Source organism: Flavobacterium bizetiae, assembly GCF_024271895.1.
GTDB lineage: Bacteria > Bacteroidota > Bacteroidia > Flavobacteriales > Flavobacteriaceae > Flavobacterium > Flavobacterium bizetiae.
This window is the reverse complement of sequence record NZ_CP091861.1, coordinates 919,380-933,785: the sequence shown is the minus strand read 5'-3', so window position 1 is coordinate 933,785 and position 14,406 is coordinate 919,380. Positions and strand designations below refer to the sequence as shown.

Genomic DNA, 14,406 nt, shown 5'->3' with positions numbered 1-14,406 from the left:
TATGAAACAATTTTACCTTTTTGCATTTATTTTAATATCTCAATTTATTTTTTCTCAGAATTTTACAGATACTAAGGGAGAATTACAAATTTCAGCTTCTGGTTCGGCTGTTTATACATTACCTATTGCTACTCCTCCAAGTATTAAAAGCGTAGCACCAATAATTAATTTAACTTATAGTAGTGGAATTAAAGGCGGGATAGCCGGACAGGGCTGGAGTATCAATAGTATTTCAACTATAAGTCGTATTGCTACCAGACGCGATATAGATGGTTTTGTGGATGGGGTTGATTTTGATGATAATGATAAGTTGGCATTAGATGGGCAGCGCCTTTTAATAAAAACAGGAACTTATTGGGCAAGTGGGTCAACGTATGAAACGGAATATAAAAGTAATACAAGAATTGAATTAAAAACAGAAGGTACAACTGTTTATTTTATTGTAACTAGTCCTGACGGATCAAGAAGTTGGTATGGATCTAAAGGTTCAGGGAGTTTGCAGAATTCAGTATCTTTAAATTCTTGGTATATTGTTCATTACGAAGATGTCAACGGTAATTTTATAGATTATAATTATAAAACAGTTACCTATAATAATAGCAATCAGTTGTATATAGATACAATTACATTCAGTGGAAATATAACAGCTGGAATTGCAACTCAAAATAAGATTGGTTTTATTTATGAAAATTCTAAACGAATAGAAAGAGATTTTCTAAAAGGAGCTCCAGTTTATGCCAGCCAAATACTAAAGAAAATAGAGGTTTATGCAAACAATAGTGTTTTTAGGAAATATAAGCTTATTCATGAGACAGATACAGATTTAGGTTACGAAAGAGTAAGAAGTATTCAGGAAGTAAATGCTCAGAATGAAGAATCTAATCCCGTTGTTTTTACTTATGCGCCAACTTCAATTCAACAGGTTCGAACAGAGAAAGAATATAGAAATAATCTTGAATTTGAAGATGCACAATTAGCAGGAGATTTTGATGGAGATGGAAGATTAGATTTTATTGCAAATAATCAGGTTTTCACAAATTTGTTTAATGGGACTGTAAGTAATGATCCTATTAACTTACCCTTTACAATTAATAAAGGACGAATTTTTTCCGCAACAACATTGTTGAACAATAAAATAAATCAATTTAGATCTATCGTTGAGGTGAAGTCAAGTATGGCAGATGTGACATTTAAAATTTATAATTTAATTAATAATGTTGTATCGCAAACTTATACTAAAAGTATTTTAATTGATAATACAGGAACTTCCACTGGTTGTAGTACTGCTAAATATAATAAAGCAAGTAATCTATATTATGAAGGCGATTTTAATGGTGATGGTATCTCTGAAGTTTTAATGATTTCAACAATAGATGAAAAAAGAGGGTCAACAAATTATATGGGTGGTGCGTGCATGCCAACTGTTATTTCGAATGGAGGTATTGTTTACTCAATAATTGATTTTAATACTTTAAATGTAAACAGTTATGTTAAAATTTTAAATACAGGGATATCGGAAGATTTAATTAATAGAACAAATCCAGCTGCTGCGAATCCTGAATTAAGTATTCAAGATATTACAAGATATGTTGCTGATTTCAATGGTGATGGTAAATCAGATATTTTGCTTATTAATAGAAATAAAACATATAAGGTTTTAGGTTTTAAACAATTATCAGTCTCGCCTTGGATTGAACTAGAAATTATCGGATCAGGAATAATAGATGCGTATTCATCTACAAAAGAGATACTTTTTGGAGATTACAATGGAGATGGTAAAACGGATATCATGATTCCGGATTCAGAGGGAGAACCAAATGCAATTAAATGGCATATTTATTATAGTAATGCTGCTTCTATCGGGGCTGAGTTTTTTACAAAAGAAAGTCATAACATTGTTGAGTACTGGCCGAATTCTGGCAATTACTATAAAACACAACAGCACTTTAGTAATTATTATGCCATGGATATTAATGGTGATGGTAAATCAGATTTAGTTCGGGTTTGGAGAGAACATTTTAAAGTAGATGGAAAAATTAATAACCATGATTCAAGGTGGGCAGTTTCTGGATTTAGTAATAATATTGGAAAAACGGAAAAATCTGGTTTTGATGAAGTATACAATTCAGGTGCTTACAGAGCTGGTTCACCGGTTCTTGCAATTCCTATTGTTTCTAATTACAGATACAATGGTGCCAATACAGATTTAGTACTAGTCAGGGGGCATAATGACAGAATCGAATATTATCAGTTCAACAAGAATGTTGATGCCGAAAATAGATTAATTGAAGTATCAGAATCCAGCGGTAATATCAAGCAGGTTATTGAATACAAACCAATGGAGGCTAGTGATGGAGGAATAGGTAATCCATCATCTGACTTTTACTCATCTGGCACAAATGTTACTTATCCTAATATTGAAATTATCAGAAATCCTACTAGTTATTTGGTTTCAAAAGTTACTGCCACTATAAATGGGATTTCTAAATATCAGGATTTTAGATATAGAGGATTTGTATCAAACTTTAATTACGGAACAGTAGGTTTTACAAGAACTACAAGAAGCAGCTGGTATTTGAATAGTTCAGATGCTAAGATCTGGACCACGCAACACAATGATATTGCTCTTAGAGGTGCTAACAAAATTACATGGAGCAGTACCGAAGGCACAACAGTATTCAATAGTGTTCCTTCAGATTTATTAAGTACAAAAACAAATGAATTTTCGGTATATACAGAAGGAGGTGGTGATGCTGTTTCATCCCGTGCGATTAAGGATAATATTATAATTCAGGATCCTGTTAGCATAGGACAAACTTATAAAGCAAGTGGATCTATAACAGCCTCATCAAAGATAAATGATGATGTAGCAGTTAATTATCAAGCATCACAAATAATTTTAAAACCTGGTTTTTATGCCAGTGCAAATAATAACAATAAGTTTATAGCTTCTCCCACAATAAATTCTCAAGACGGAGGTGCATCGAATTCAAACAGTAGTGTCTACAATGTTTTATTAATGAAACAAACTATTATTGATCATCTAACAGGTGTTAAAGACGAAACAAATTATACATATGACGGAACAGTTGAAAGCACTAACTATTATGGTTTACAGGTAAGAAGCGTATCAAAGCAATATAGTGATGCAACTTGGCAAGGAACTACCACAATCGATACAGAATATGATAGTAATCCAACAGGGGTAGGGAGCTCTTATTATATAGGAAGACCTAAAAAAATTAATTCTTCCACTACCGTTTATACAGGAGATAATCGTACTTCTGAAGAAAAATATACATATACAGGATCAAATTTAACAAAGAAAGAAAAAAAAGGACATAATACGTATCCAATAGTAGAGGAAATGACCTATGATTCATTGGGAAACTTGCTGGCTAAAACAGTAAGTGCTCCTGCAGCACCAACCCCTCCTGTACCAAGAACTATAAATGATGAGTATGATGTTACAAAACGATTTGTAGTGAAGAAAACAGATCATCAGGGCTTTGTTACGAATTTTGTTTATAATACTTTAGGGCAGATTACAAAATCTACAGATTATTTAGGAGTAGTTAGTGATTATGTTTATGATACTTGGGGCAAATTAATTAACACTACAATCCAAAATACATCTTCGACTCCATTAGTAACAGCAATAGTTTATACTAAATTGTCAGATGGAGGTTATACTACTACCACAACTAATAATACCGATGCTAAAACAACAACACGATACGATGTTTTAGGAAGAGCAACTGTAACCACCACAAAAGGTTTTACGGTCGGTTCTATGGTGTCAAAACAAGTGGTTTATGATGGTTTAGGACGAAAAACCAAAGAAAGTGAGCCTTATTTTACCTCTCCAAGCCAATGGACTGTTTATGAATACGATTATTTAATGCGCCCTAAAACAATAACAGCACATACGGGTAAAATTCAAAAATTAGAATATAACGGACTTACCACTAAAAGTGATGATGATGGCAAAATTACTACGGCAACTGTAGATGCGCTAGGTAATAAAACGCAAGCAACAGATCCGGGTGGAGCGGTTAATTTTATATATTACGCAAACGGACAATTAAAAGAATCAGACTACCAGGGCAACAAAGTTTCAATTGCTATAGATGGCTGGGGTAATAAAATTTCTATGACAGATCCAAGTGCGGGAACCTATACCTATGCGTATGATGCTTTTGGACAAATAAAAACCGAAACTACACCAAACGGAACAAGGTCTTATGTATATGATGCTGCCGGCAAAACGATAGAAAAAACAATCGTTGGTACCAAAGATAAAAGTAAAACAACTTATGTCTACAATACAAGTACCAATTTAATAAGCAGTACTTCTTTTGTTAATACTTTAGAAGGCAATTCAATTACTAACTCATTCGAATACGACAATTATAAAAGAATTAGCAAAACCATAGAGAATACACCTTATGCTACTTTTACAAAAGAACTAACTTATGATACGTTTGGTCGTCTAGATAAAGAAACTTCAACGGCAGCTATTGGTGGTAAGTCAAGTTCAAAAGAACTAAAACACACCTACCAAAATGGCTTTGCATGGCAAATTATCGATAACACTAGCCAGCAGGTATTATGGCAAACTAATTCGTTGAACGAAAGGGGGCAGTTGACCAATGCAAGTTTAGGGAATGGTATCGCTATCACAAATTTATATGATCAATATGGTTATGCTTCTGTGTTTAAATGGGACAGAACCGTTGCAAATCCAGGAAATGTCATAACATTATCGACAGGATTTGAGCCCAAAAGAGGAAATTTAACAACGAGAACAAATAATTTATTCAGTTGGAATGAGAACTTTACTTATGATGAATTAGATCGATTATTAACATATAATAATGCACAAGCGCAACAGGAAACACAGAGTTATGATGCAAAAGGGAAGATTACTCAAAACAATGTTGGTACTTATAATTATACAGTAACAGGCAAAACATATCAAAATAATTCGATCACGTTAACTCCGCAGGCATTAAGTTATTACCAAAATAGAGGAAGTGGTGAAAATTCTGCTCCTAGATTAGGATTAGAAATTACCTATAATACCTTTAAAAGTCCTGTAACTATTAAGGAACCCGGACGTGACGGAAATTATACTGATTATTTAAGTTTTAGTTATAATGATGGCAATGATCGCAGCACAATGTTTTACGGAGGTGTACAAGAAGATAAGTTACTTCGTCCACTTCGTAAACATTATTCTGGTGATGGTACGATGGAGATTAAAGAAAATATAGGTAGCGGAGCAATTGAGTTTGTTACCTATATAGGGGGAGATGGCTATACTGCTCCATTGGTACTGAAAAGCGATGGGGTAACGCAAAATTATTTATATTTACACAGAGATTATCAAGGCACTATATTAGCTATTACTGATAATGCAGGTGCTATTGTAGAGAAAAGATTATTTGATGCCTGGGGAGCGGTTTTAAAAGTACAGAATGGAACAGGAACCGATCTGGGATTATTGACGATTTTAGATCGTGGTTATACAGGTCATGAGCATTTGCAAAGTGTAGGGATTATTAATATGAATGGTCGTTTGTACGATCCTAAATTGCATCGCTTCTTACAACCTGATAATTTTATTCAGGATCCATCAAATACGCAAAACTATAATCGTTATGGTTATGTATTAAATAATCCGTTAAAGTATACAGACCCTAGCGGTGAAGAATTTGTTATTGGTACCGCAATTGCAATTGGTGCTATTATAGCTGCAACCACTTATACGTTAACCGCATTATTAGCAGATGTTCCTTTTAGTGTAGGAGGTTTGATTAAAGCCACATTTATTGGAGCAGCCAGTTCAGCGGTAACTTTTGGTATTGGTACTGCTGCAGGAAACTTGTTTACTAATTTTTATTCGCAGGCTGCCTTTAGTGCTGCGGCACACGGTACATTTCAAGGAGGAATGACGGCCATATCTGGGGGGAAATTCTGGAGTGGTTTTGCAGCTGGTGCTTTGAGTAGTGTGGCTGCAAGTGCATGGAGCGGTGGTTCAAGTGCTCCAGAAACGCATAGTTTTGGAGGAGTTAGTTTTACGGAAACATTTAATCATCAGGGTTTAAGTGGCGTATTAGGTGCTAAAAATGTATTAGGCATGATTGCTTTTGGTACTGTTTCCGGTGGTGCCGGTGCGCAATTAACAGGTGGAAATTTCTGGCAAGGAGCATTGACGGGATTAGTGGTTTCAGGATTGAATCATGCAGCACATGAGATACAAGGCGAAAATCCAAATAGAGAAAAGGCAAAAAGCATCGTTAATAAGTATAGACATGGTAATATTGATGAAATTGAACAATGGTTAGATGCACATCCTTTTACAAATAATGATGGAATAGTTTCATTTGAAGGAATTGAAGGGCTAAGTATTAATACAAATAAAAGTAATGGAAATGCCAACTATATTAATAAAGCATATGAGGGTGGTGCTAAGTGGGGAATAAAAAAACTTGCAGTTTTTGGTATAAAATCATTATTAAAGGGAGGGGGGCAGTTATTAAGTGATGGAGGCTTAGCTAAAACTCCTACAAAGAATAATGGATTAATTTCAATAGATGAGGCTAATGCTAAAAATGCGTTGATAGATTATATCTTTAGACCGCAAGGCCCCCAGCAAAAACCAATGATGATTAATGGTTTTAGTCCTTATTCTGGAGTTAGTAGGTTTGATGTGTATTATAAAGCTAAAAGGTAAACTTTTAGTGAAAATAATTTTAAAAATAAATAATGAAAAGAATCTATTTTTTTTTGGTAGTTATTGTACTTGCATTTATTTCATATTTAGATTTCCATTATAGTTTAAATGGTTTTTTGATAATTAGTTTTGATTTATTTTTAGTACTTTATTATTCAATTATTAAGTCTGAACCGGTTTCTTTAATTAATTTAAAAGTTAATTTTAATTTGATTTACTATCTACTGTTTGTTGTTTGTTTTTATAGTCTTTATTTTTTATGTACATCGTTTATAATTGTAAATGATAACTTTTTGACATTTTCGTATTTAAATAAATTTGAGATTGTCAAAGTTTTAGTACTATATCCAATATTGGAAGAGCTAATTTTTAGGAAATATTTATTAATCAGTTTAGTCAAAACAAAACCAGAAACTAATTCAATTCTTACTTTATCTGTAGGTTTTACCTTGATCCACTTCATTACTAATTCATCACTTCTCTATGTGTTTTTATTAAGTATATTTCTCTCTTGGGTATATTTAAAAACAAGAAATATTTGCCTAACTATTATTTTACATGTTTTAAATAATTTTTTGTCAATTACAAATTTGATTAGTTATTTATCTAAATCAATATCACTTTTTATAATTCTATCAGTTTTAATTATTCTGGTTGTATTTGCTCTAGTTAAAATAAATGATGATAAATTAAATCAATATTGTAATGAAAGAAAGTAAGGAACAATTGAAAAAAAAGAAAAATTGGCTTAAAATAATTATTGAAAATTTACTTGATTTATTTTTAATGTGGAAATGATTTTTCTTTCAGGTATAGAGGTTTAGGTATGATTGCTTTTGGAACAGTTTCTGGTGGTTCAGTTAAAAAGTGATGATTGGAGATGATTCAAGTGTTCCCCCTTCCCGCACGAATCATTTCGTATGGTCTCATGCTAATTAAAGTTTAGCTTTTGGTGTTATTATGAATGTACTTAAAAAAAAATAGTAGAATTATAAATTTCATAATCCTGAAGGTTTATATTTTATAAGCTTTGCGGTTATAGGCTGGTTAGATGTATTTACAAGAAATGAATATAAAGATTTGTTTTTGGAAAATTTAGAGTTTTGCCAGAAAAATAAAGGATTAGAAATTCACGCCTCCTACATTATGACAAATCATGTGCTTTTTTTTGGAGTGTAAACAGTCAAAATCCTCAATTGTTAATATGTGATTTAAAGAGATTTACTAGTAGGTCAATTGTAAAAAGTATACAGGAAAATTCAAAAGAAAGCTGGAGAGAATTTTTGCTGGATTTTAAGAATGAACCAGAGAAATGGGCTAATGTGAAATATTATCAATTTTGGAGACATGATAACAAATCAATAGAGCTCGGGAGTAATAAAGTTATTCAACAAAAGATTAACGATGTTCACACCAATCCTTTTGAAGAAGGATGTACAGACAGAAGATTATTTTTATAGCAGTGCAAGTGATTATTCTTATCAAAAAGGACTTATTGATGATGTTATAGTTTTTATAATGTTTGATATTTAAGTAAGCGCACCACAAGAAAGGATTCGTGCAGGAGCGGGGATAAATTTTGGAATAAAAAAATATAGATAACATAAAAAATATAGCCGAAATTGGTCTAAAGATGTAAACTTTTTGAGCTAGGTAGGGATTAAGGTAAAGAATTTCCAGAAAAGAAGTTTAAATTAAAAAATTAAAATTAATAGGTATGAAAATAATCTTTACAATGTTTTTTCTTTTATGTGGCACGGGCTTAGTTCTAGCGCAAAATGATTTGTCGCTCACAGATAACGTGACTTTAGGTACCCAAGGATATATTGGCAATTCATTAGTATTTAATGGCTGGGGTGAATCTCATTTTATTAGAACTGAATCTATAGGAAATGTTGATAATGGTAATTCACGCCTTAGGGTTTACTTAACTGATGATTGGAGATATGATCAAGGCTTTGAAATTATAGCAAAAAGATATGATGGTCCTTTACGTACTTTACTGTACGTACCAGGAGATGGTAGTCAAACAAATTTTTTTAGTGGTGCTTCATTTGGGGGCAATGTTGGTATCGGAACTACAAACCCAACAAATAAGCTAGACGTTAATGGTACAATCCATTCCAAAGAAGTAAAAGTAGATATGAATGGTTGGTCTGATTTTGTTTTTAAAAAAGAATACAATTTACCAACACTTGAAGAAGTTGAAAAACATATTGCAGAAAAAGGTCATTTAGAAAATATTCCAAGTGAAGAAGAAGTCTTAAAAGATGGGATTAACTTGGGAGAAATGAATGCTAAATTGTTGCAGAAAATTGAGGAGCTGACTCTATATACGATTAAACAAGAAAAGAAAAATAATAAACAATCTTTGCAGATCGAATTACTTATGAAAGAAAATGAGGCATTTAAAAATATTTTCGAACGTTTGTCTAAAATTGAAGAAAAATTGAAATAAATTATGAAAAAGATTCAATTAAGTATGTTTTTTATATTTTCATTTGTTGTTACTATACAGGCACAAAAATTAGAACCAACTTCTCATATCTGGCTTTCAGGAACTGCTGATGATTTTAGAGGAGGTTATGTTTTTTCCTATGCATCTGCTGGAACTCCGTGGAATGGTTCCCTTATTAGTTATGGTGGATTTACTAATAATTACGATACGCAGATAAGTAGTGATTATTGGCGTAATCGCATTTCTTTTAGAACCAGAAATGGAGATGCAAATTTTTGGAATCCTTGGATTGAATTGGCAACTAAAGGAGCGAATGATTTTATTGGGAATCAAAGTATCGAAGGTAATTTAGGAATCGGAACAACTGATCCTTCAAATATTCAAGGGTGGAGTAGAGTATTGGATGTTGCTGGAATACATGATTCAAAAATTTTAGCAACGTCAGAAAATGCATTGTATAAAGTTGGTATTTTTTCGCATAATACAAATTGGTACGGGGGTGGTGGTTTTGTTGGTACAGAGAGTAATCACTCTTTACATTTAATCACTAATTATAATGTAAAAATGTCTTTATTGACGAATGGTAATGTTGGTATAGGAGAACTAAACCCCAAGAATAAACTTGATGTAAACGGGATAATCCATTCAAAAGAAGTAAAAGTAGATATGGAGGGCTGGTCAGACTTTGTTTTTAAAAAAGAATACAATTTACCAACACTTGAAGAAGTTGAAAAACATATTGCAGAAAAAGGTCATTTAGAAAATATTCCAAGCGAGAAAGAAGTTTTGCAAAACGGAATTAATTTGGGAGAAATGAATGCTAAGTTGCTGCAAAAAATTGAGGAGTTGACTCTTTATATGATTGAGATGAAAAAAGATAATGAAAATATGAAGAATGATATTGTAAAATTAAAACAAAGAGAATAATATGAAAACAGCAATATTTATAATTTCGTTTCTAATATTTACAGTTAATAGTAAAGTTTATTCACAGTCTCTATCTTCTTTAATTATAAGTGATACTAGAGATGTAAATGATTTACCAAATTTTTCTGAATTCAGCATCAAGGCTGATTTTAAATTAAGAGGTGTTATCGGAGTTCCAGGTTCTGGAATGTATTCAACTAATTTAACTTTTTTCCCGTGGGAAAACACAGACAATAGTGGAGGAAAAAATCATCAACTTAATTTAAACGATGGTGGTGTTTTTTATAGAAATGCTTATCCATTAGATGGACAATGGGGTGGATGGAGAAAAATATTGATAGCTGATGAAGGAGGAAATGTAAGTATTGGAGCAGAAGAAACAGCGAGTTATCAAACTAAATTATTAGTGAAAGAAATTGGATTATCAACGGGTATTTGGCGAGGAAGAATTGTTGCATCTGGGGATTTAAATGCTATTGTAATGGGAGAATATAATGGTAAATCTTGGTTCGGTGCGCATAACTCTCAATTAAATGCATGGAGTGATTTAATCATCCAAGCTGAAGGCGGTAATGTAGGAATTGGAACTACAAATCCAACAAATAAACTAGATGTAAACGGAACAATCCATTCTAAAGAAGTAAAAGTAGATATGAATGGCTGGCCTGACTTTGTTTTTAAAAAAGAATACAATCTGCCAACTCTTGATGAAGTCGAAAAACATATTGCCGAAAAAGGTCATTTAGAAAATATTCCAAGTGAAAAAGAAGTTTTACAAAATGGAATTAATTTGGGGCAAATGAACGCAAAGTTATTGCAGAAAATTGAGGAGTTGACGATTTATGCAATTGAACAAGAAAAGAAAAATAATAAACAATCTTTACGAATTGAAGCCTTAGAAAATGAAAATCAAATTTTTAAAAATGTTTTTGAAAGGTTGTCTAAAATTGAAGAAAAATTAAAGTAAAATGCTCTAATGAAAAAAACATTATTTTTATTTATAGGATTATATAATTTGTTTTCGTATGGCCAGACCTTTGATGGTAATTTAGGGTCTAAAAGTTTGAATTGGAATCAAGATCAAAAAGATTTTTTAAGTCCGCCCAGAGTTGGTGTGAGTCCTATGTCTGTAAAATTATGGGATAATTACAATGGAATGGGAGCGGGGGCACCTACAAACTTTGGTTCATTATTAGAGATAAGTGGGCAAGTGGGACATTTAGTTTCGCAATTGTATTTTGATAATACCTGGAATGGTGGGAGGATACTTTATAGAAGTGCTTTTTATGGTCAGGATGCCTGGGAGAGTTGGCGTTATCTTTTAGATTCTAAAAGTGATGTTGAATCTTCAGGAACATTAAAAATAAATGGAGCTGGGGCTAATTATATAACTGGTAATTTGGGAATCGGAGTAGCTAATCCGTCGAATGATCAGAATTGGGGTAAAGTATTAGACGTTGCCGGAGTTAGTAGTTCTAAGATTTTAGCAACGTCTTTAAATTCTAATTATAAAGTTGGAATTTTTTCGCATTCTTCGTGGTATGGCGGTGGTGGCTTTTTAGGGACTGAAAGTGATCATCCTTTACATTTGATAACTAATTATAACTCGAAGATGTCTATTTTAACTAATGGTAATGTAGGTATCGGTATTAGTGACCCTAAAAATAAACTGGATGTAAACGGCACAATTCACTCAAAAGAAGTAAAAGTAGATATGGATGGCTGGTCAGATTTTGTTTTTAAAAAAGAATATAATTTGCCAACTCTTAATGAAGTAGAAAAACATATTGCAGAAAAAGGGCATTTAGAAAATATTCCAAGCGAAGCAGAAGTTTTGAAGAATGGAATTAACTTGGGAGAAATGAATGTAAAGTTGTTGCAGAAAATTGAGGAGTTGACGCTTTATATGATTGAGATGAAGAAAGAGAATGAAGAGCTGACTCTTTATACAATTGAACAGGAAAAGAAAAATAATAAACAATCTTTACGAATTGATGCATTAGAAAAAGAAAATAAAACTTTTAAAAATGTTTTTGAAAGGCTATCTAAAATTGAAGAAAAATTGAAATAAATAATTTTATGAAAAAAATATTGTTCTTATTTATTATAATGCTTAATTCTATTTGTTATTGTCAAACCTTTGATGGTAATTTAGGACATAATAGTTTGAATTGGAGCGAGAATCAAAAAGATTTTGCAAGTCCTCCAAGGGCTGGTGTTAATCCTATGTCTGTAAAATTATGGGATAATTACAATGGTGTTGGTGCGCCCACTAATTATGGATCATTATTAGAGATAAGTGGAAAAGTGTCACATTTAGTTTCACAATTGTATTTTGATAATACCTGGAACGGCGCAAGGATACTTTACAGAAGTGCTTTTTATGGTCAGGATACGTGGGAAAGTTGGCGTTACCTTTTAGACTCCAAAAGTGATGTTGAATCTTCAGGAAATTTGAGAATTACCGGAACTGGCAATAATGGAATTGGCACAAATGCTCCAGAAAAAACATTGCAGATAAACGCCTCTAACTCTGATGCAGGACTGAGAATTCATGCAGTTGCGGGTAATAATAATACTAGTACTCCATATTTACTTTTAACAGGTGGATATCAAACTAATAATGGAGTGGCTTTTAGAGGGGTTAACGATCAAAATTATGGTAGAAAAGCGTTAGCTTTTTATTCAGGCTGGGAAGGAGATATTGATAATCCATCAATTGCAAATTTACAAGAAAGAATGAGGATCTCATCAAATGGTAATGTTGGTATAGGAGAGATAAATCCAAAAAATAAACTTGATGTGAAAGGAACAATCCATTCGAAAGAAGTAAAAGTAGATATGCAAGGCTGGTCAGATTTTGTCTTTAAAAAAGAATATAATTTACCAACACTTGAAGAAGTAGAGAAACATATTCTAGAAAAGGGTCATTTAGAAAATGTTCCAAGTGAAGAAGAGGTTTTGAAAAACGGAATTAGTTTGGGCGAAATGAATGCTAAGTTGTTGCAGAAAATTGAGGAGTTAACTCTTTATATGATTGAAATGAAAAAAGATAATGAAAAGCAAACAAGGGAAATAAATAATTTAAAAACTATACTATTATCTAAAAAAACACAATAATGAATTTAAAACTTTCTATAATCACATTATTCTTTTTTACAACTTACATGATTTCTGCGCAGCAAATAGGAGAGAGATATGCGCCAACAAATATTCCGAACTTTTCGGCGCCAATTAAATCAGGCATTTATAATGGTTTAAATTCTAATACAACTGGTATGGCACCCGATCAAAGTAATGTGTGGTAGCATTTATTTGTTGCCCGTCATACGGAAACTAATAATAACTTCCAACTTCAGATCGCTTCCTCTTTTACAATAAATGATAGGTTATTTTTTAGAAAAATTGTCGCAGTGGATTTGTCTTCACCCGTTATAGCATGGGTTGAGTTGGCAACTAGAGGGAAAAATAATTTTATTGGAGATCAAAGTATCAGTGGAAATGTTGGAATTGGAACATCTTTTCCTAGTGTATCTCTGGATGTTAATGGCAAAGCACGTGTTACATCTCTTTTTTATGTTAATGATATTATGGGGGCTAATGGAGGAGATTTGAGAATCGGGCCGAATACGGCTAATAATTCTTCCACTATTTTTACAACTGGTGGAGCGATCCAAACCGAGAGAATGAGAATAAATTATAATGGTAATGTGGGTATAGGGACAACAGTACCAAAAAATAAATTAGACGTAAACGGAACAATCCATTCAAAAGAAGTAAAAGTAGATATGGAAGGTTGGTCAGATTTTGTTTTCAAAAAAGAATACAATCTACCAACCCTTGAAGAGGTCGAAAAACATATCGTAGAAAAAGGTCATTTAGAAAATATTCCAAGTGAAGCAGAAGTTTTGAAGGATGGTATTAATCTGGGGGAAATGAATGCTAAATTATTACAGAAAATTGAGGGAATAGCATTGTATATTATTGAACAAAATAAGCAAATTATTGATTTAAAAAGTCGATTAGAAAAAGTAGAAGCTATTTCTAAATAATTTAAAGAAAGTTGATTTGTTAAAAAAGCGAGATTTATATCTCGCTTTTTTTTATTGCCATATGTTTTTTCTTTATGCTTAATTTTTATTAAATCCTTATTTTTTTAATTAAAAATAATATGTATGCATAGTATTTTGCGTTTATTGAGTTTATTTTTTGATTTTAATTGAAGAAATGTAATTGATAAATAGTTAAAATTGTAACTAAATTTATATAGAATATTTATTTT

General features: G+C 32.1%; 10 protein-coding genes. All 10 read left to right on the top strand.

The genetic code is table 11. From position 1 onward, the window contains the following. Position 1: 1 nt before the first annotated feature. The 10 genes from L0669_RS04230 (at position 2) to L0669_RS04195 (ending at position 14,176) form a co-directional block, all read left to right on the top strand. Positions 2-6,739, top strand: coding sequence for an RHS repeat-associated core domain-containing protein (locus L0669_RS04230; protein WP_263761556.1), 6,738 nt, complete (start codon positions 2-4; stop codon positions 6,737-6,739). 32 nt (positions 6,740-6,771) lie between these two features. Further along, a complete protein-coding gene (locus tag L0669_RS23695; RefSeq protein WP_425250475.1) occupies positions 6,772-7,458 on the top strand; it encodes a CPBP family intramembrane glutamic endopeptidase in 687 nt (228 codons plus the stop codon). Positions 7,459-8,143: 685 nt separating this feature from the next. Then, positions 8,144-8,272 (top strand): hypothetical protein, encoded by a 129-nt coding sequence (locus L0669_RS23660; RefSeq protein ID WP_302773894.1) that lies wholly within the window; start codon positions 8,144-8,146, stop codon positions 8,270-8,272. 184 nt (positions 8,273-8,456) lie between these two features. Beyond that, positions 8,457-9,197 carry a hypothetical protein gene (locus L0669_RS04225; RefSeq protein ID WP_263761554.1) on the top strand — a complete coding sequence of 247 codons (741 nt, stop codon included), beginning with the start codon at positions 8,457-8,459 and terminating at the stop codon, positions 9,195-9,197. A 3-nt stretch (positions 9,198-9,200) separates the two neighbouring features. Further along, positions 9,201-10,124, top strand: coding sequence for a hypothetical protein (locus tag L0669_RS04220; RefSeq protein ID WP_263761552.1), 924 nt, complete (start codon positions 9,201-9,203; stop codon positions 10,122-10,124). 1 nt (position 10,125) lies between these two features. Continuing rightward, positions 10,126-11,091, top strand: coding sequence for a hypothetical protein (locus tag L0669_RS04215; protein WP_263761550.1), 966 nt, complete (start codon positions 10,126-10,128; stop codon positions 11,089-11,091). Between the two features lie 9 nt (positions 11,092-11,100). Then, positions 11,101-12,195, top strand: a complete 1,095-nt coding sequence (locus tag L0669_RS04210) for a hypothetical protein (protein ID WP_263761548.1) — start codon at positions 11,101-11,103, stop codon at positions 12,193-12,195. An 8-nt stretch (positions 12,196-12,203) separates the two neighbouring features. Continuing rightward, on the top strand, positions 12,204-13,244 hold the full coding sequence (locus L0669_RS04205; RefSeq protein ID WP_263761546.1) for a hypothetical protein: 1,041 nt from the start codon (positions 12,204-12,206) through the stop codon (positions 13,242-13,244). Further along, positions 13,244-13,432: a hypothetical protein gene (locus tag L0669_RS04200; protein WP_263761544.1), complete on the top strand. Its 189-nt coding sequence runs from the start codon at positions 13,244-13,246 to the stop codon at positions 13,430-13,432. The genes L0669_RS04205 and L0669_RS04200 overlap by 1 nt, the downstream gene beginning before the upstream one ends. A 105-nt stretch (positions 13,433-13,537) precedes the next feature. Then, positions 13,538-14,176 carry a tail fiber protein gene (locus L0669_RS04195; RefSeq protein ID WP_263761542.1) on the top strand — a complete coding sequence of 213 codons (639 nt, stop codon included), beginning with the start codon at positions 13,538-13,540 and terminating at the stop codon, positions 14,174-14,176. Positions 14,177-14,406: the final 230 nt, after the last annotated feature.